This window comes from Pseudonocardia sp. (assembly GCF_029263155.1).
Taxonomy (GTDB): Bacteria; Actinomycetota; Actinomycetes; order Mycobacteriales; family Pseudonocardiaceae; genus Pseudonocardia.
Genome location: NZ_JAJCYB010000056.1, coordinates 78,097 through 95,680, shown reverse-complemented (window position 1 = coordinate 95,680; position 17,584 = coordinate 78,097). Strand labels below are relative to the sequence as shown.

Genomic DNA, 17,584 nt, shown 5'->3' with positions numbered 1-17,584 from the left:
CCGTGCACACCCCGGCGCCCCCGTGCACACGCCCCGGCGTGTGCACGGTGCACCTCAGATGTGCACGGTCAGTTCGCGTGCAGGGCCGTGTTCAGCGTGACGCCCTCGCCCGTGCGGGCCAGTACCTCCACCGTTCCCGTCACCGAGTTGCGGCGCAGCAGCAGCCCGCTCTGCCCGGACAGCGTGCGTGCCGCCGCGGTGCTCCCGTCGGGCAGCGTCACCTTCGTCCCGGCGGTGACGTAGAGGCCGGCCTCCACGACGCAGTCGTCGCCCAGGGAGATCCCGATCCCGGCGTTCGCGCCGATCAGGCACCGCCGCCCGACCGAGATCCTCTCCTTGCCGCCGCCGGACAGCGTCCCCATGATCGAGGCACCGCCGCCGACGTCGCTCCCGTCGCCGACCACGACCCCGGCGGAGATCCGGCCCTCCACCATCGAGGCGCCGAGCGTGCCGGCGTTGAAGTTGACGAAGCCCTCGTGCATCACGGTGGTGCCCTCGGCCAGGTGCGCTCCGAGCCGGACGCGGTCGGCGTCGGCGATCCGGACGCCGGACGGGATCACGTAGTCGACCATCCGCGGGAACTTGTCGACCCCGTACACGATCACCGGGCGCCGAGCGCGCATCCGCATCCGGGCGAGCTCGAATCCGGGCACCGGGCAGGGGCCGCGGTCGGTCCAGACGACGTTGGCGAGCAGCCCGAACACCCCGTCCAGGTTGATCTCGTGCGGGGCGACGGAGCGCTGCGAGAGCAGGTGCAGCCGCAGGTACACGTCCGAGGCGTCGGTGGGAGGGTCGGCCAGCGAGCCGATCCCGGCGCGCACGACGGTGGTCCGTACCCCGCGGGCCTCGTCGACGCCGGCCATCGGGTCGAGGTCGGCGGCGACGTCGGGGGCGTCCGGCCCGAGCGCCGGGGCGGGGTACCAGGTGTCCAGGACCGTGCCGTCGGTGGAGACGGTGGCCAGGCCGGTGCCGGAGGCGCCCTCGCGGCGCGGTGCGGTGCTCACGGCGCCCGACGGTATCCGTCGCGTCGGGCGGGGCCGATCGCCGGGTGCGGTGCGGAAGGTGGCGCCACCGCGTGCGGGCCGGCCCGGGCCTGATCGACCGGCATGCGTGGCCCGGTCGATCCGCACCTGGCTCAGGATGCGGTCGGGGCGGTCGGGGCGGTCGGGGCGGTCCGGGGCGTCCGGGGCGCACCCGTCCGTGCCGGGGTGGTCGTGCGGTGATCGCCGGACCGGGGTGTCGGGGCGCACCCGGCCGTTGCCTCCGGGGCCTGTGTGCCGCGAGCGGTTCATGCGGTTCGTGAGGCCGGCCCGGATCGGTGTCGTCCCCGTGATCACCGGCTCGGAACCGGGAGGCGTCCCCCGTGCTGCTCCGGGTTCCGGGACGACGATCAACGAGGGATCGGTGCGCCTGCCGGTTCCGAGCCGGTGATCACCGGTCGCAGCAGAACGCGCGCCCGGCCCAGCGGTGCCCGGCCCCGTCCCACCCGGTCCACCCGTGCCCGGCCAGTGGCCGACCGTAGGGTGGGACGGTGTTCTTCCTCTTCGGCCTCGGCACCAGGCGACAGCACGTCGGCCCGGGGGAGACCCGTACCTGCCCGCGGTGCCACAACACCACGCAGTGGGCGCGGATGCGGGAGTTCCGGCAGTTCACGCTGTTCTTCGTGCCCGTCGCCCGGTGGAAGCACCGGCGGTTCGAGGCCTGCGGCATCTGCGGCGCCGCCGTCGAGGTCTGAGCCGGTCGTCCTCGCCGCGGTTCGGACCCGACCGGCTCGACGTGCAGGTGCGGCAGCGACTGCGCCTCGCGCGGTCGCCGGCACGGCGAGGGACCCGTACCGTGCCCGGGTAGCGTCAGCCGCGTGACCCGCCTCGACCTCACCGCCGACCCGATCGACCTGTGCGCCGCGCTGGTCGACCTGCCCAGCGTCTCCGGGGGCGAGGCCGCCATCGCCGACGCCGTGGAGGCGGCCCTGCGGGAACAGGCGCCGCACCTGGAGGTCCTGCGCACCGGTGACGCCGTGCTGGCGCGCACCCGCCTGGGTCGGGAGCAGCGGGTGCTGCTGGCCGGGCACCTGGACACCGTCCCGATCGCCGACAACCTGCCCAGCCGCCGCGACGGTCACCTGCTGCACGGATGCGGCACGTCGGACATGAAGGCGGGCGACGCCGTCATCGCCCACCTCGCCGCCACGCTCACCGAGCCGCGCCACGACCTCACGCTGGTCCTCTACGACTGCGAGGAGGTGGAGGCGCAGCGCAACGGCCTGGGCCGCATCGAGCGCGAGCACCGCGACTGGCTGGCCGCCGACCTCGCGATCCTCGGCGAGCCCACCAACGCCGGCGTCGAGGCCGGCTGCCAGGGCACGCTGCGGGCGGAGGTCACCACCCGCGGGCGGCGGGCGCACTCGGCGCGGTCCTGGCTGGGGGACAACGCGATCCACGCCGCCACGCCGGCGCTGCAGCAACTCGCCGCGTACCTGGCGCGCGAGGTCGACATCGACGGCTGCGTGTACCGCGAGGGGCTGCAGGCCGTGCGCATCACCGGCGGGGTCGCGGGCAACGTCGTGCCCGACGAGTGCGTCCTCACCGTCAACTTCCGGTTCGCGCCCGACCGCGACTGCGCGGCCGCGGAGGAGCACGTGCGCGAGGTGTTCGACGGCTTCGAGGTCGTGATCACCGACCGGTCGCCGGGCGCGCTGCCGGGCCTGACCGAGCCCGCCGCGCGCGAGTTCATTGCGGCCACGGGCACGCCCCCCTCGGCCAAGTACGGCTGGACCGACGTCTCCCGCTTCTCCGCCCTCGGCATCCCCGCGCTCAACTTCGGGCCCGGCGACCCCAACCTGGCGCACAAGCGTGAGGAGCACGTCGACACCCGCCAGATCACCGAGGCGGCGGATGTCCTGCGCCGCTTCCTGGGGTAGCGGCCGCCCTCACTACGCTGGTCACCATGACAGCCGGCGGGGGCGGGCACCCCGATGAGAAGCAGCGCGGGCCGGTGGTGCTGCGCCGCGGCCTGCGCAACGAGGCCACCACCACCGACCAGCGGTTGCTGGACTCCCGTGGGCCCAGCGACTGGGTGCACACCGACCCGTGGCGGGTGCTGCGCATCCAGGCGGAGTTCGTCGAGGGCTTCGGCATGCTCGCGGAGCTGCCCCGGGCCGTCACCGTGTTCGGATCGGCCCGCACGGCGCGCGACCACATCGAGTACGCCCAGGGCCGCGCGCTGGGCACCGCGCTCGCCGAGGCCGGCTACGCGGTGATCACCGGCGGTGGGCCGGGCGTGATGGAGGCGGCGAACAAGGGTTGCTCGGAGGCCGGCGGGCTCAGCGTGGGCCTGGGCATCGAGCTGCCGTTCGAGCAGGGCCTCAACGACTGGGTCGACCTCGGCATCAACTTCCGCTACTTCTTCGCCCGCAAGACCATGTTCGTCAAGTACTCGCAGGCCTTCGTGTGCCTGCCCGGCGGGTTCGGCACGCTCGACGAGCTGTTCGAGGCGCTGACGTTGGTGCAGACGAAGAAGGTCACCAAGTTCCCCGTCGTGCTCCTCGGCACGGAGTACTGGGGCGGGCTCTACGACTGGATCGCGAAGACGGTGCTGGGGAGCGGCAAGATCGGGGAGAAGGACCTGGCGCTGCTCCACCTCACCGACGACGTCGACGACGCGGTGAAGGTGGTCCACGAGGCCTACCGGGCGTGGGAGGACGCGCACTAGTGGGCCACGGCGGGGCCGGCGGACGGGCACCGGTGCGGGTGTGCGTCTACTGTGCGTCGATCGAGACGATCGCGCCGCACTACCCGGCGCTGGCGGCCGACGTGGGCCGCGAGATCGCCACCCGCGGCTGGGAGCTGGTGTCCGGCGGCGGGCGGCGGTCGATGATGGGTGCGGTCGCCACCGCCGCGCGGGCGGGCGGGGCGCGCACCACCGGCGTCATCCCGAGATCGATGGTGGAGCGCGAGTGGGCCGACCACGACTCCGACGAGCTGCTGGTCGTCGACACCATGCGGGAACGCAAGGCCCTGATGGAGGCCCACGCCGACGCGTTCCTCGCCCTGCCCGGCGGCCTGGGTACCTGTGAGGAGCTGTTCGAGGTGTGGACGTCGGGCTACCTGGGCCTGCACGCGAAGCCGGTCGTCCTGCTCGATCCGGACGGACACTGGACCGGCCTGCTGGACTGGGTCCGCGGCCTCGGCGACCGCGGCTTCGTGCAGCCGGTGGCCCTGGCCCACCTCCGGGTGACGACGACGGTCGCCGCGGCCCTGGACGCCTGCGCGAGCACGGTCCCCGCCCCGGGGGGTGCGTGATCGTCGGTTCGGCGCGGCGGCGGGATCTCGCCGTCCGCGCACCGGGCCGGCGATCATGCGTCCAGCGGGTGTCCCGCCCACCCGTCCGCTCCGTCGCGCGCGGTGGCCCGCGGAGCGTGTCAGGATCGGAGTCGTGATCCGATTCGGCGCCCGCGAGCCCGCCCAGGACCGCGCGCTGGTGATGGCGATCGTCAACCGCACCCCGGACTCCTTCTACGACCGCGGGGCCACGTTCACCGACGCCGCCGCGATGGCGAAGGTCGACGCCGCGGTCGCGGAGGGCGCCGACGTCGTCGACATCGGTGGGGTGAAGGCCGGCCCGGGTGACGACGTCGACGCGGCGGAGGAGATCCGGCGGGTGATCCCGTTCGTCGCCGCCGTCCGCGACCGGTACCCGGATGTCGTGATCAGCGTCGACACCTGGCGCGGCGAGGTCGGCAAGCTCGCCGTGGCGGAGGGGGCGGACCTGCTCAACGACACCTGGGCGGGTGCCGACCCGGCCCTCGGCGAGGTCGCGGCGGCCACCGGCGCCGGGATCGTGTGCTCGCACACCGGCGGGGCGGTACCCCGGCGTCGCCCGCACCGCGTGCGTTACGCCGACGTGGTGGCCGACGTCGTCGCCGAGGTCTGCGGGCAGGCCGAGCGGCTCGTCGCCCTCGGGGTGCCGCGGGAGGGCATCCTCGTCGACCCGACCCACGACTTCGGCAAGAACACCTTCCACGGCCTCGCCCTGCTGCGCCGCGTCGACGAGCTCGTGGCCACCGGCTGGCCCGTGCTGATGGCCCTGTCGAACAAGGACTTCGTGGGCGAGACGCTCGGTGTGGAGCTGCACGAGCGGCTGGAGGGCACCCTCGCGGCCACCGCGCTGGCCGCGGCGGCCGGGTGCCGGGTGTTCCGGGCCCACGAGGTGGCCGCGACGCGCCGTACGGTGGACATGGTCGCGGCGATCGTGGGCAGCCGCCCCCCGGTTCGCACCGTCCGCGCACTGGCCTGAGTCCCGCCCACACCCGGGCCCCGGTCGGCCTTCATCCCCCGGAGGGGCATGCATCCCGCAGCGCAGCAGTGGTTCCCGCGCCGGACCTGGCAGGAGCCGAGCTGGTCGGTCGGCGACCTGGTGGCCGCCAAGGCGGGGCGGCGGGTGTCGGTCGTGCTCCCGGCGCTCGACGAGGAGGAGACCGTCGGCGCGATCGTCGCCGCAGTCCTCCCGCTGACGCACGGCGCCGCGCCGCTGGTCGACGAGCTCGTCGTCCTGGACTCCGGCTCGACCGACCGCACGGTCGAGCGGGCGGCGGCGGCCGGGGCCCGGGTCGTGCACCGCACCGACGTCCTCCCCGGCCTGGAGCCGCTGCCGGGCAAGGGCGAGGTGCTGTGGCGATCGCTCGCGGCGACGAGCGGGGACGTGGTCTGCTTCCTGGACTCCGACCTCGTCGACTTCGACGCCGGTTTCGTCCCCGCCCTGCTCGGCCCGCTGCTCACCGTGCCCGGGGTCGCGCTGGTCAAGGGCTTCTACCGGCGGCCGCTGCGGATGGAGACCACCCAGCACGACACCGGCGGCGGGCGGGTCACCGAGCTGGTGGCGCGCCCGCTGCTCGCGGCGCTGCGCCCCGAGCTCTCGGGGATCGTGCAGCCGCTGGGCGGGGAGTACGCGGCCACCCGCGAGCTGCTGGAGTCGGTGCCGTTCGCCACCGGCTACGGCGTGGAGATCGGGCTGCTGCTCGACACCCACTCCCGCGCGGGACTGGACGCGTTGGCGCAGGTCAACCTCGGTGTGCGCAAGCACCGCAACCGGTCGCTGCTGCAGCTCGGCGTCATGTCGCGCCAGATCGTGGCCGCCGCGCTCGCCCGCTGCGGGCTCGCCGACGCGGGCGCCGAGCTCACCCAGTTCCGGCAGGTCGGCGGCGAGTGGCTGCCCACCACCACGTCCGCCCCGGTGGCCGAGCGGCCGCCCCTGCGGGACGTGCTCGCCCGGCGTGGTTCCATCACCGGGTGGGGACAGCGCTGATCTACCTGCTGGTGGTCGTGGTGGTGGCGGCCGCGTTCTTCGGTGTCGCCGCCCTCGTGTTCGGTCGCGGGGAGGAGCTCGCGCCGCTCGCGCCGGACGCCACCCCGACGCGGCTGCCGTCGGGGGAGATCGCGGGCGAGCACGTGCGGTCGCTGCGGATCCCGCAGGCCGTGCGCGGCTACCGGATGACCGAGGTCGACTGGGTGCTCGACCGGCTCGCCGACGAGCTGGACCGCATCGGTGCCGAGCGGGACGGGCTGGCGGGCCGGGTCGCCGAGCTGGAGGCCGCGCGCGCCGGCGCCGCGCCTGGGAACATTGCGGAATGAACCGCGTCGAGCTCACCGTCCCCGTCGACGTCAACGCCCCTGCCGAGACGGTCTGGCAGAAGATCACCGACTGGCCGGGGCAGGGCGAGTGGATGCTGGGTACCCGGATCGAGGTCGACGGAGCGGGCGACGGCCGGCACCTCGGGGCCCGGTTCCGGGCGTTCACCGGGGTCGGCCCGCTGGGTGTGTGGGACCCGATCGAGGTCGTCGAGTGGGACCCGCCGAAGCGCTGCGTCGTGCGGCACCTCGGGAAGGTCGTGCAGGGCGACGGCGTGTTCGAGGTCGTCGAGCTGGGCCCGGAGCGGTCGCGGTTCCTGTGGTCGGAGCTGCTCGACCTCCCGCTCGGTGCGCTGGGCCGCGTCGGATGGCCGCTGGTCCGGCCCGCCTTCCGGGCGGGGGTGGCCCACTCCCTGCGCAGGATGGCCCAGCAGTGCGAGGCGGAGCACCGCCGGAGTGGGTGAGCCGATCCGCTGCGGGTGGGCCGGCTCGGCCCCCGAGTACCGCGCCTACCACGACGACGAGTGGGGCCGCCCGCTGCGCGGCGTCACCGCGATGTTCGAGCGGGTGAGCCTGGAGGCCTTCCAGTCCGGGCTGTCCTGGATCGTGATCCTGCGCAAGCGCCCGGCGTTCCGGCAGGCGTTCGCGGGCTTCGAGCCCGAGCGGGTGGCCGCCTTCGACGACGACGACGTGGCGCGGTTGCTCGCCGACCCCGGCATCGTCCGCAACCGGGCCAAGATCGAGGCGGCGGTCCGCAACGCCCGGGCGGTGCTCGACCTGGACACCCCGCTCGACGAGCTGCTGTGGTCCTACGCGCCGGACACCCACGTGCGCCCCGCGACGCTCGCCGACGTGCCGGCCACCAGCCCCGCATCGGTGGCGATGGCGAAGGACCTCAAGCGCCGCGGCCTGCGCTTCGTCGGCCCGACCACGTGCTACGCGCTGATGCAGGCCACCGGGATCGTCGACGACCACGTCGCGGACTGCTGGCGCGCGGGAGCTACGGCGTAGGCAGCCGGCCCCAGACGGCCAGCGTGATCTGCGGGATGTCGACGAAGCCGGGATCGGCGAGGTCGGCGTGGAACGCGTCCATGTCGGCCCGGCCGACCATCCCACTGCCGATCATCCGGTGGGCCGCGCCGTCGACCAGCGGGCGCCAGCGGTCTCCCGGCCCGTTGCCCAGGCAGCCCGGCCGGGCGGCGAAGCCGATGTCGCGCAGCCCGGCGCGGGCCAGCAGCGCCGGCACCCGGCGCGACCAGGTCAGGTCCGCCCCGACGGCGACGTGCGCGGCCTCGTAGGCGCTCATCAGGCGGGTGACCGACGGGAACGGGGAGTCCTCGGCCGGCAGCTGGTACGGGTCGGTCACCAGGAGCAGGCCGCCCGGTCGCAGCCACGACACGGCCCTGGCGAGCACCGCGTCGCGGTCGGGCAGGTGGCACAGCACGAAGCGGGCGTGGACGAGGTCGAACCGGCCGGGCCGGAACGACGCGTCGGTGATGTCGGCCCGGCGGACCGTGAGCCGTGGGTCGTCCGCGGGACCGAGCAGCGCGGTGTCGATGTCGACGGCCTGCACGCTGCCCGCGGTGCAGTACCCGGCCAGCCACCGGGCGACGGAGCCCGCACCGGCGCCCAGCTCCAGGCACGTCCAGTCGGGCGCGAGGCCCAGCCCGACGAGGGTCTGCCGGGTGAACCCGTCCACGCTGTCCTGGATGCCGCCCAGACGCTCGCGCTCGGCGGTCGCGTCGCCGCCGAGCAGGCCGGAGGCGTAGCTCCCCTGCGGCCCGATCATCGCCGCACCCCACCGGCGAGCTCGTTGCCCGGCGTGCGGACGGACCGGGCGAACGCCACGACGAAGGGCTGCGTCCGGAACCGCGCCAGCGCGACCTGGAAGGCGATCTCGCTGGTCCAGATGTCCTGCGCCGGCGTCGCCGGGTCGGCCGGCCACCCGGTGGCCGCCGGTGGTCCGCCATCGGACTCAAGGGCGAGGGCGAGCCAGCAGGCCACGACCGCCGGTTCCTCGTCGACGCCGGGCCGGGCCCGGCGCACGTGCGAGCGGGCGGCGTCGGCCGTCGGACCGTCGACGCGGTGCCGCAGGACGAGCAGGGCGTCCCGGATCTCGATGACCCGCCGATAGAGCCGCAGATCGGCCGACGACCGGCCGAGGCCAGGCAGCGGACCGCCCGGCATCCGGACCCCGGGTACCGCGGCGACGAGCGCGCGCCACAGCCCGCGCAGCCGCCATCGCAGCCAGTACGAGCGGGCCCACCGGCCGGCGTGGACGGCCAGCGGCACCGCGGTGCCTGCGGCCATCAGCCAGGTCGTGACGGCGATGTTGAGGCTGAAGAGCCCACCGATCCAGCCCGCGCCGGTCGTCAGCCGGGCGATGACGACGACGCCCCAGAAGAACGTCGACGAGACGAACGCCGCGCACAGCAGTGCCAGCCCGACCCGCACCGACCGGGACTCCGCCCTGCTCGCGGACCGTGCGGTGACCAGCACCGCAGGCACGACCGCGGCGACGTGCGCCAGGCACAGCAGCCACCAGAACGGGCTGTACCAGGGCACCTGGAGCGAGCTGACGCAACCGGCCTGGGCGCCGCCGTCGGCGCGGTCGAGCAGTACCAGCCCGACGCAGACCGCGACCGCCACGCCGTAGACCGGCCACGGACGACGCCTGCTCAAGGCGGCCAGCACGAAGTCCAGGATGAACGCCGCGCTGAGCACGCCCCAGAGGTTCATCACGATGCCGCAGCTGCTGGCGAGCACGGAGCTGCTCAGCAGCGCGGTGACCGGGTCGAGGTACACGGTGACCGACCCGGCGAGTCCGGCGACGGCCACCAGCAGCCGGCGGCGCGGCGCCGAGCCGATGGTGGTGGGGAGCCGCAGCAGCACCACGATCCACAGCGTGACGACGCCGGCGACCAGCACCGGTTCGCCCGCCGCCGTGGCCAGAGCCAGCAGGTCGGGCGCGCGGGGGTCAGGCACCGAAGGTCTCCTCCATCCAGAGGTCGGAGGGCGCCCGGTCGCGCCTTCCCGGGCCGGTCCCCGATGCCGCAGATCCCCGTGCGGATCCCAGCGCGGCGGACCCGATCAGGCTGGCGACGAGTTCGGCCTCCCGCTCCTCGTCGGTGGCGTAGGTCGACCGCGCGAACAGGTGACCGACCAGGGTCGCGCCGGCCCCGGGCAGGATGCGGCGGACCAGGTCCAGCGGGAGGCAGCAGGTCCCGGGATGGTCGGCGATCATGTGGCCGATCTCGTGCAGCACGATGTGCGCCTGATGCAGCGGGCTGGTGTCGGCCGCGTGGACGATCACGTCCCGGTCCGGTTGGCGCAGCCACATTCCGCACGGGCCACCCGCGGTGTTCACGGTCGCGAACAGGTCGATCGGGCGACCCCGGTGCCGGGCCAGCCCGGCCAGCAGCTCCGGTACGTCGAGCGGACGCGGGATCCCCACGTCGGCGTCGAGGGACCGCACGAGGGCCCGGGCCCTCCGGTTCAGCTCCCCGAAGCCCACCGGTCCCCCCATCCTTGGCTCCCACCGAGACTAGGCCGATCAGTTCAGCGAGATGGCCGTTCGGCTCACTGTCGCCCGTTCGGGCGACGGGTCCGCTCCTGGAATCGGGCCAGCTCGCCGATGATCGCGGCGATGGATCGGCGGGCCTCGGGTCCCAGTTCGATCGCCCGCAGCGCCAGGTCCTTGATCTCGGCGTCCCGGATGACTGCGAGCAGGGCGATCTCCTCGTCGACCAGGCGAGCCTGGGTCTCGTCGAAGAAATACCCGACCGGCACGCCGAAGAAGGTGGCGAGCGCCTCCAGATGCTGCTTGGTGGGGTTGTCGCGCCGCCCCCGGTGCAGCTGGTTGAGGTACTGGGCCGAGATCGTCGGTCCGCCCTGGGCACGGATGCCGTCGGCGATCTCCTCGTAGGTGTACGGGCCGCGATCCTTGGGATGCACGGTGGCCAGCAGACGGTCGAGCCGCGCTGCGAACGCTCCGGCGTCCTCCATGTCCTGCTCCTCACTGGCGGGGCGAGCTCCAGCTTGACAGGCGAACCTCAAGTTTGCCAGAAGATTCATACGACGCGTTGACCTTGATTCGCTGCCAGCATACTTTCGAGGACATCGATCAACTGGCATGGAGGTGGGCGTGGACGTCCTGCGATGCACCCGCACGGCCGACCCTCCGGTCGCGGCCTCCCCGCTCGGCCACACCGCCGATCTCGACCGGGCCGTGCGGGCAGTCCTCGGCCGGGCGACGACGCATCTGGTCGCGCTCCTCCCGGCCGAACACCCGGCCGCGGACGGGCTGCGCTCCGCATTGTGCGGCCGCGGCGCCTGCGGCGTGCTGGTCCGGATCGTCCACGACGGCGGACCGGTGCCGTCGTTCCCGGCCCCGGCGATCGTCCGCACCGTCGACCGCGTGCCGCAGGCGATCATCGTCGCCGACCGGGCAGTGGCCCTCCTGTCGTCCCGGGCGCCGCGCACGCCGCCCACCGTCGTCGACGAGCCGTCGGTCGTGCAGGCCTGCGCCACCGCCTTCGCGGGCATGTGGGCGCACTCCCAGCAGTCCGTGGACGCGGGCCCGGTCACCGACGGCGAGGTGCTCCGCGCTCTGGGTGGTGGCTCGACCGACGAGTGCGCCGCCCGTGAGCTGAACATGTCCACCCGCACCTACCGCCGTCGCGTCGCCGAGCTGATGGCGCGACTGGGTGCGTCGAGCCGGTTCCAGGCCGGGATGCTCGCGGCCAGCCGCGGGTGGGTCGGCACGCCGGATGAATGTGCATGAATTTGTCTGGCGAATGTCTGGCAGGAACCGGACACGGGCATTGCCGGCGCTGCGGTACGGCCGCTAGAAATGAGGGGACACGGAACCGGAAAACGGTATCGACAACGAGTCACCGCGTCATCCTCGACACCTCAAGGAGCCGTTCCATGGCAATTTCTCATTCCGTCCCTGCGGACCCGACCGGCCGAGACCGGGTCACCGGACTGGTCGCCCTGTCGCTGGGTGTGGTCGCCCTCGTCGCGGGCGGCACGGCCTGTTTCGTGATCGTCTCGCTGCTGGGCATCGAGACCACCGCCGCGCTCAAGATCGTCGACGCGATCCTGGCCGGATCGGCGGTGGCGACCGCCGTCGCCGCGGTGATCACCGGTGGGGTCGGCGCGGCGGCGATCGCCACCATCCGGTGGGCCGTCAGCCAGCTGGGCCGCAAGGAGGCCGCGGCGTGATCACCGGTCCGGGACGGGTCGAGGCCTGGCCCGTCCCGGACCACCGCCCGGCCCGCGGCGGGTGGTGGTCCGTCGTCGCACCTGACCCCGTGTGTGTCGCCGTCGCCGGCGTGTTGCTGGCCGCCGCGGTCGCCATCGGGTGGTCGGCCGCGGCCGACGTGCGGCTGCCGGTGGACAGGGAGGTGCTCCGCGCCGCCGATCTCGACCTGGTCCTGGCGATCGCCGGCCGCAACGCGATCGTCGCCGCCACGCTGTTCTCCGGGGTGGCGACGGCGGGGATCTCGACGCTCGTCGCCCTTCCGGTCCTGGGCATCTACGTCGGTGTGGTGTTCCGGGTGGCCGTCGGAGCGCTCGGCGGGCCGGCCGCGGTCGCGTTGCTGGTCCCGTTCGTCGTCCTCGAGTTGGCGGCGTTCGTGCTGGCGGCGGCCTGTGGGCTGGGCCCGGCCCGGGTCGCGCTGTGCACCTGGCGGTCATCGGGCGGGGCGGCGTGGTCGCGGATCCGTTCCGCCACGACCGCCTACCTCGGCTCGGCCGGGTCGACGCTGTACCGCATGCCGCTCGTGGGTGCCCTGCTGCTCGTCGCCGCGCTGGTCGAGGCCTGGTCCGGGGTCCCCCTGTGACGGCCTGCGGAAGGGCGGCCCGGTTGGGGCTCGGCGGGCTGACGGTGGCGGCCTGGGTGCTGGCCGCCTTCGCACTCGCCGCACGGGTTGATCTCGTCGCACTGCAGGTCGACCAGGGTGCGGCCGTCGACCCGCAGTACCGCGGCGTCGCCATTGCGGCGGCGCTCACGTTCGGGGGCCTGGGCTACGGCGTGCTGCTGGGATCGCTGCAGCTGCTGGGGCGCCTCGGGGACCGCCTGCTCCAGCGGATGGCTACGACGCCGGTCGTCGCCTGCCGCGTCACTGTCGACCTGCTGCTGGTGGCGGCACTGGCCGCGGACCTGGTCCGCGACGTCGACACGGCCCGCCTGGGCACGGCGCTGCCGCTGGTGTCCACCCTGATTGTCGCGGGGCCGGTGTTTCTTGCCCACCGCCGATTCCGGCGATCGGTCGACACTGCCACGAACGTGTTGGCCGGCTCGATCGCAGCCGTCATCGGCGGTAGCGTCCTACTGGTTCTCGGCGTGTGAAGATCGGGCGGGGGAGAAAGCATGAAGAATGGTGACAGAACGAATGCGGCGCCGGCGTCGGAACGGTGGGGGGCACTCGTGGTCGTCGGCGCGATCGGGCTGCTGGCCGTTGTCGCGGTGATCGGGCTGGTCATGTGGAACGACCTCGGTGGGGCCGACGTGGCCGACACTGCGGCCGCCACCGGGCTGGCCCGCGGCGCGGTGGTCGCCGCGTTGGCCTGCGCCGTGGTGGCGCTCCCGTTCGCGCTGCGCCCGGGGATGCTGCCGTGGGTCCTGCCTGCCGTGCTCAGCGTCGCGGGGGTGGCCCTCGTCGTGGGTTGGCGGGCGTCGGGACCGGTCTGGGGTTCGGTCCAGATCGCCATGGCCGTGGTCTGTGGGCTGGCGGCGGTCGTGGCCGTGCTGGCGGCGCCTGCGGTGGGCCGGACCCGGGGCCGGACGTGAGCTCGCTGCGACGTGCCGACCTGAGGTTCGTCCTGCGGGCCGACACGTTGCAGTTCTGCCTGCGCAACAACCTGACGCCGACGCGGAACCTGCTGCGGCCGACCGTGCTGGTCGCCGCCGTCGGGATCGTCGTCGTGCTGCCTGCGGCCGGCCTCCTGCTCGGGTTCGCCCTGGCCGCGCTGGGCACGCCACTGGGTGTCGGCGCGGACGCGGTGTCCGGTTCCGTACTGGTCGTCGCCGCGGCGCGGGCGCTCGCCGGTGCGGTGCGCGGGAACTCGGCCGGGGCGCGGGCCCGGGTGTTCGCGCCGCCCGACGTCGCGGTGCTGCGGCACTTCGAGATCTCGACGGCGGCCGTGCTCGCCGTCCGGGTCGCGGCTCCGGCGGTGGCCGGCGGGGTCACCGGTGCGGTCCTCGCCGGTTCCGTGCTGGTCGGGGTCGGTCGCGGGTACGGGAGCCCGATGTCGCCGGTGTGGCTGGGATGCGTGGCCGCGCTGGCGGTCGCGGGCGCGGCGCTGACCGTCGCCACGGCCGCTCGACCACCGGTCGAGCGACGGGAGCCGGGCAGGTCGGTGGCCGTGGCGGGCCTGCTGGTCGCCGGCGCGCTCGGCTGGCTGGTGGGTCGGGCCGGGATCGCCGGAGCCGAGCTGCTCGCTGCGGCCGGCGCGCCCGCGTTGATCTCCCGGGTCGCGGCGGTGGGTTCGGTCGTCGCCGTCGCCGTCGTCGCGGCCGGTCCGCTCGCCGTCGCCGTGCCGCTCGCGGTGGGTGTCGGCGCGACTCTGACCCTGCTGCGCGGGGGCGCGGGCCGCTGGCGGCCCGTGCTGGCGCCCCGGCCCGGGGCGGTGGACACCGCCGGGCGCTGCCGGCCGGTGGACCTCGTCATGGTGGCGGTGCGCCGCAGCGAGCAGGGGGGAGCGGTGCTGGCCCGCCGGGCCGGTCGGTTGTTCACCGTCGCCGGTGCTGGTCTCGTCGGGGCCGGTGTGGCGGCCCCCGGCCGGCTCGACCTCGCCGGCTCGGGCGTGGACGGCGTCGCGGGCGGCGGGGTGCTGCTCGCCGTGGGGCTCGTGCTGGGTGGCCTCGTGCGCGCGCTCACCGGCCCGGCCGGCTGGGCGCGGCAGCTGCGCTGGACCGTCGACCGCGGCGTCGACCGGCGCGCGCTCGTCGCCGGCTACACGCTGGGCTCGCTGCGGCCGCTGCTGCCCGTCGCACTCGTCTGTGCCGGGCTGGCCCTGCTCACCGGAGACCCGACGGTGCTCGGGTTCGGGGCCTGCGTCGTCCTCGTCACGGCGGCGTCGGGACTGCTCGGCGACCTGTGGGAGGGCGGCAGCCAATCCGGGGCCGACGCCTCCACGGAGAGCACCGCGGCGGGCGCGGCCGTCGGCATCGTCGTGGTCGCGGCGGGGATCGCTCCGTGGGCCGTGCTGCCCCACCCGGCGTCCGTCGTCGCGGGTTCCGTCCTCGCCGCGGCGCTGCTGGGCGCCGCCGCCGTGCTGCTCGACCGGAAGGTGCTCGCATGAACCCCGACCGACCCGCCTGCGAGCTGAGCGGTGTCTCCGTGGGCTACCGGCACGGCGACGACGTGCTGACCGGACTGGACCTGCGGATCCCGACCGGCGCCACGTTGCTGACCGGGCCCAACGGGAGCGGCAAGTCCACCGTCGTCGAGCTGGTGGCCGGCACGCTGGCGCCCCGCGCCGGGTCGGTCACCGTGCTGGGCCTCCCGGCCGACACCCCGGAGCTGCGGGCCCGGCGCACGGTGTGCCGCGCGACCCCGGCCCTCTACCCGGTGCTCACCGTCGCCGAGCACGTGTCGCTGATCGGTGCCGATCCCAACGCGTTCGCGGCCCGCGCCCGCGTGCACGGGCTCGCCCGGTGGCTCGACACGCCGGTATCGGGCCTGTCGACCGGCAACGTCCGCAAGGCCTGGCTGTTGCTGACGACGGTCGCACCCGGCGAGCTGCTCGTGCTCGACGAGCCGTTCAACGGTCTCGACTGCCACGGCGTCGACGCCCTCGCCGCCGACATCGCCGCCTGGACGGCCGCGGGCTGCTCGGTCACCGTCGTCGCCCACGACCCGCCCGAGCCGTTCCGCGAGCTGGTCGGGTGCACGGTGCGGATCGGCGGGCCCGCGGTGCCCGAGGCCGTGCGGACGGGGCCCCGGTGATCGCGCTGCGCGGGGTGACCGTGCGGCTCGGCGGGCATCCGGTCCTCGACGACGTCACGTTCACGGCCCGGCCGGGCGAGGTCACCGGGCTGGTCGGGCCGAACGGGGCCGGGAAGTCGACGGCTCTGCGCTCGGTCGTCGGGCTGGACCGGCCCGAGTGCGGCACCGTGACCGTCGACGGCCGCCGCTACACCGACCTGCCCTGTCCCGCCCGTGTGGTCGGTGCCGCACTGGAGCAGCGCGGGTGGCATCCGCGCCGGACGGTGGAGCGGCACCTGGCGTCCGTCGCGATCGGGGCGGCGGCGCCGCGGCACCGGGTGGCCGAGCTGCTCGCCGAGGCGGGACTGGAACACGTGGCGCGCCGCCGCGCGGGCGAGCTGTCGCTGGGCACGGCGTCCCGGGTCGGGATCGTCGCGGTGGCGCTGGCCGATCCCGAGGTCTACGTGCTCGACGAGCCGATGAACGGCCTGGACCCGGTGTCGGTCCGGTGGCTGCGGGGCTTTCTGCGCGGACACGCCGACCGGGGACGCACGGTGCTGGTGTCGAGCCACCTGATCCACGAGCTGCAGTGCGTCGCCGACCGGATCGTCGTGCTCGACGGCGGGCGTGTGCGCGCCGACGCCGACACCGCGACGCTGTGTGCGGACGGGGACGACGCGGGCGTGCGGGTGCGGGTGCGGCCCGACCAGCTCGACGTGCTGCGAACCGTCCTCGGCAGGGCCGGTGGGATCGTCGCGTCCGAACCGGGGGGTGCGGTCGTGGTCACGGGTCTCGACCCCGGTGCGATCGGCGAGCTGCTCGTGGCGCACGCCCTCGCCGTGCACGAGCTGACGCCCCTGCGCGTCACCCTGGAGGAGACGTACCTGCGGCTGGTGTCGACATGATCCGCGGCGCGCTGCGGGACCGGAGCCGACGCGTGGTGGGAATGGAGGCCGCGAAGTTCGCCGCCACCCCGACCTACCGGTACCTGCTGGCCGCGCTGGGGGGTCTGGTGGTGCTGCTCGGCTGCGGGTACGCGGGGCTGTCGGCCGCCGGGGGCATCGGCGGCACACCGCTGGCCGACAGCAACCTGCACGCGTCGTTCCTCGCCGTCAACCTCGCCCGGCTCGTGGTCGTCCCGCTGGGCGTGCTCGTGCTGGCCGACGAGTTCGCCTCCGGGCAGATCCTGCTGTCGCTGCGGTTGTGCCCGTGGCGACCGGGTCTGCTGCTGGCGAAGGCGGTGGTGCTCGGTGGGGCCGTGTTCGCCGTCGGGCTGGTCAGCGGCGTCGTGCTCGTCATGGTGGACCTCGCACTCCCCGGGCCCGGCCCCGCTCCGGCCGAGTGCCTGCGGTTGGTCCTCGCTGCCGCCGCGCAGCCGGCGTTGGTGGCGGTCCTCGCGCTCGGCGCCGCGGCCGTCCTGCGCTCGGCGGCCGGTGCGGTCGCTGCAGTACTGGCGATCCTCCTCGTGCTGCCGCTGCTCGCGACCGTCCGGCCCGGGGTCGCGGCATGGCTGCCCCATGCGGCCGCCAACGGGATGCTCGACGTCGGCGGGGCGGGCGCCGCGGTGCTGATGGTGGGATGGGCGGCGGCGGCCCTGCTGCTGGGCGGCGCGGCCCTTCAGGCGCGCCGACCGTGACCGCGTCGACGGTGACAGGGCCGCTCCGCAGCGTGAACATGGCAACGATTGATCGCTCCGGTTGCGACCCTGTCCATCCGATGAGGAAGGATGTCATCGGGCAGCCCGGCCCGCGCACTCCCCGGCGCGGCGGCGCCGGAGCGGAACTGGACGACGGAGGAGTACGAGATGGCGGCTATGAAGCCCCGTACCGGTGACGGTCCCCTCGAGGTGACCAAGGAGGGCCGCGGCATCGTCATGCGCGTCCCGCTGGAGGGCGGTGGCCGGCTGGTAGTGGAGATGTCGGCCGAAGAGGCCAGCGACCTCGGCGACGCGCTCAAGGCCGCATCCGGCTGAATCCGAACGGGCTACTCGGCCCGCGACCGACACGGCATCCGCACGCGATC

At 74.6% G+C, this 17,584-nt stretch carries 24 protein-coding genes; 19 read left to right on the top strand and 5 right to left on the bottom strand.

Translation table 11 applies throughout. The annotated features are described in order from the left end of the window. Positions 1–68: 68 nt before the first annotated feature. A complete protein-coding gene (gene dapD / locus Q1K26_RS11300; RefSeq protein ID WP_300010223.1) occupies positions 69–1,004 on the bottom strand; it encodes a 2,3,4,5-tetrahydropyridine-2,6-dicarboxylate N-succinyltransferase in 936 nt (311 codons plus the stop codon). Positions 1,005–1,531: 527 nt separating this feature from the next. Here dapD and Q1K26_RS11295 point away from each other — a divergent pair. The 9 genes from Q1K26_RS11295 to Q1K26_RS11255 all read left to right on the top strand — a co-directional run bounded on the left by Q1K26_RS11295 (position 1,532) and on the right by Q1K26_RS11255 (position 7,637). Then, a complete protein-coding gene (locus Q1K26_RS11295; RefSeq protein ID WP_300010220.1) occupies positions 1,532–1,735 on the top strand; it encodes a zinc-ribbon domain-containing protein in 204 nt (67 codons plus the stop codon). A 123-nt stretch (positions 1,736–1,858) separates the two neighbouring features. Continuing rightward, on the top strand, positions 1,859–2,920 hold the full coding sequence (gene dapE, locus Q1K26_RS11290) for a succinyl-diaminopimelate desuccinylase (RefSeq protein WP_300010217.1): 1,062 nt from the start codon (positions 1,859–1,861) through the stop codon (positions 2,918–2,920). A 26-nt stretch (positions 2,921–2,946) separates the two neighbouring features. After that, positions 2,947–3,711, top strand: a complete 765-nt coding sequence (locus Q1K26_RS11285; RefSeq protein ID WP_300010214.1) for a TIGR00730 family Rossman fold protein — start codon at positions 2,947–2,949, stop codon at positions 3,709–3,711. Between the two features lie 38 nt (positions 3,712–3,749). Then, complete coding sequence (locus Q1K26_RS11280) at positions 3,750–4,301, top strand: TIGR00730 family Rossman fold protein (protein ID WP_300010210.1); 552 nt, start codon at positions 3,750–3,752, stop codon at positions 4,299–4,301. Positions 4,302–4,482: 181 nt separating this feature from the next. Then, entirely contained in the window at positions 4,483–5,295 is an 813-nt protein-coding gene (gene folP / locus Q1K26_RS11275; RefSeq protein ID WP_300010330.1) for a dihydropteroate synthase, read from the top strand. 48 nt (positions 5,296–5,343) lie between these two features. Further along, positions 5,344–6,303 carry a glucosyl-3-phosphoglycerate synthase gene (locus Q1K26_RS11270; RefSeq protein ID WP_300010207.1) on the top strand — a complete coding sequence of 320 codons (960 nt, stop codon included), beginning with the start codon at positions 5,344–5,346 and terminating at the stop codon, positions 6,301–6,303. Further along, positions 6,288–6,629, top strand: a complete 342-nt coding sequence (locus tag Q1K26_RS11265) for a DivIVA domain-containing protein (protein WP_300010204.1) — start codon at positions 6,288–6,290, stop codon at positions 6,627–6,629. The genes Q1K26_RS11270 and Q1K26_RS11265 overlap by 16 nt, the downstream gene beginning before the upstream one ends. Beyond that, positions 6,626–7,090, top strand: coding sequence for an SRPBCC family protein (locus Q1K26_RS11260; protein WP_300010201.1), 465 nt, complete (start codon positions 6,626–6,628; stop codon positions 7,088–7,090). Before Q1K26_RS11265 ends, Q1K26_RS11260 begins: the two co-directional genes overlap by 4 nt. Then, positions 7,083–7,637, top strand: coding sequence for a DNA-3-methyladenine glycosylase I (locus tag Q1K26_RS11255; RefSeq protein ID WP_300010198.1), 555 nt, complete (start codon positions 7,083–7,085; stop codon positions 7,635–7,637). Before Q1K26_RS11260 ends, Q1K26_RS11255 begins: the two co-directional genes overlap by 8 nt. On the opposite strand, the gene Q1K26_RS11250 is transcribed toward Q1K26_RS11255, so the two are convergent. From Q1K26_RS11250 to Q1K26_RS11235, 4 genes are read right to left on the bottom strand one after another with little or no spacing between them, the layout of a single operon-like run. After that, positions 7,627–8,415, bottom strand: coding sequence for a class I SAM-dependent methyltransferase (locus tag Q1K26_RS11250; protein ID WP_300010196.1), 789 nt, complete (start codon positions 8,413–8,415; stop codon positions 7,627–7,629). The two genes, Q1K26_RS11255 and Q1K26_RS11250, sit on opposite strands and share 11 nt — an antisense overlap. After that, complete coding sequence (locus Q1K26_RS11245; RefSeq protein ID WP_300010193.1) at positions 8,412–9,611, bottom strand: MAB_1171c family putative transporter; 1,200 nt, start codon at positions 9,609–9,611, stop codon at positions 8,412–8,414. The genes Q1K26_RS11250 and Q1K26_RS11245 overlap by 4 nt, the downstream gene beginning before the upstream one ends. Continuing rightward, on the bottom strand, positions 9,604–10,152 hold the full coding sequence (locus tag Q1K26_RS11240; protein WP_300010190.1) for a hypothetical protein: 549 nt from the start codon (positions 10,150–10,152) through the stop codon (positions 9,604–9,606). Before Q1K26_RS11240 ends, Q1K26_RS11245 begins: the two co-directional genes overlap by 8 nt. A 53-nt stretch (positions 10,153–10,205) precedes the next feature. Further along, positions 10,206–10,631, bottom strand: a complete 426-nt coding sequence (locus tag Q1K26_RS11235) for a helix-turn-helix domain-containing protein (protein ID WP_300010187.1) — start codon at positions 10,629–10,631, stop codon at positions 10,206–10,208. Positions 10,632–10,770: 139 nt separating this feature from the next. Between Q1K26_RS11235 and Q1K26_RS11230 the strand changes: the two genes are divergently transcribed. The 10 genes from Q1K26_RS11230 (at position 10,771) to Q1K26_RS11185 (ending at position 17,534) form a co-directional block, all read left to right on the top strand. Continuing rightward, complete coding sequence (locus Q1K26_RS11230) at positions 10,771–11,409, top strand: hypothetical protein (protein WP_300010184.1); 639 nt, start codon at positions 10,771–10,773, stop codon at positions 11,407–11,409. Positions 11,410–11,555: 146 nt separating this feature from the next. Beyond that, on the top strand, positions 11,556–11,852 hold the full coding sequence (locus Q1K26_RS11225) for an uberolysin/carnocyclin family circular bacteriocin (RefSeq protein WP_300010181.1): 297 nt from the start codon (positions 11,556–11,558) through the stop codon (positions 11,850–11,852). Continuing rightward, a complete protein-coding gene (locus tag Q1K26_RS11220; RefSeq protein ID WP_300010178.1) occupies positions 11,849–12,472 on the top strand; it encodes a stage II sporulation protein M in 624 nt (207 codons plus the stop codon). Before Q1K26_RS11225 ends, Q1K26_RS11220 begins: the two co-directional genes overlap by 4 nt. Beyond that, positions 12,469–12,981 (top strand): hypothetical protein, encoded by a 513-nt coding sequence (locus tag Q1K26_RS11215; RefSeq protein WP_300010175.1) that lies wholly within the window; start codon positions 12,469–12,471, stop codon positions 12,979–12,981. The genes Q1K26_RS11220 and Q1K26_RS11215 overlap by 4 nt, the downstream gene beginning before the upstream one ends. A gap of 21 nt (positions 12,982–13,002) precedes the next feature. Then, positions 13,003–13,422 (top strand): hypothetical protein, encoded by a 420-nt coding sequence (locus Q1K26_RS11210; protein ID WP_300010172.1) that lies wholly within the window; start codon positions 13,003–13,005, stop codon positions 13,420–13,422. Further along, a complete protein-coding gene (locus Q1K26_RS11205) occupies positions 13,419–14,936 on the top strand; it encodes a hypothetical protein (protein WP_300010169.1) in 1,518 nt (505 codons plus the stop codon). The genes Q1K26_RS11210 and Q1K26_RS11205 overlap by 4 nt, the downstream gene beginning before the upstream one ends. After that, positions 14,933–15,583 carry an ATP-binding cassette domain-containing protein gene (locus tag Q1K26_RS11200; protein WP_300010166.1) on the top strand — a complete coding sequence of 217 codons (651 nt, stop codon included), beginning with the start codon at positions 14,933–14,935 and terminating at the stop codon, positions 15,581–15,583. Before Q1K26_RS11205 ends, Q1K26_RS11200 begins: the two co-directional genes overlap by 4 nt. Continuing rightward, on the top strand, positions 15,580–16,467 hold the full coding sequence (locus Q1K26_RS11195) for an ATP-binding cassette domain-containing protein (protein ID WP_300010163.1): 888 nt from the start codon (positions 15,580–15,582) through the stop codon (positions 16,465–16,467). The genes Q1K26_RS11200 and Q1K26_RS11195 overlap by 4 nt, the downstream gene beginning before the upstream one ends. Further along, positions 16,464–17,198: a hypothetical protein gene (locus Q1K26_RS11190; protein WP_300010160.1), complete on the top strand. Its 735-nt coding sequence runs from the start codon at positions 16,464–16,466 to the stop codon at positions 17,196–17,198. The genes Q1K26_RS11195 and Q1K26_RS11190 overlap by 4 nt, the downstream gene beginning before the upstream one ends. A 168-nt stretch (positions 17,199–17,366) precedes the next feature. Next, entirely contained in the window at positions 17,367–17,534 is a 168-nt protein-coding gene (locus tag Q1K26_RS11185) for a DUF3117 domain-containing protein (protein ID WP_084211001.1), read from the top strand. Positions 17,535–17,584 lie beyond the last annotated feature (50 nt).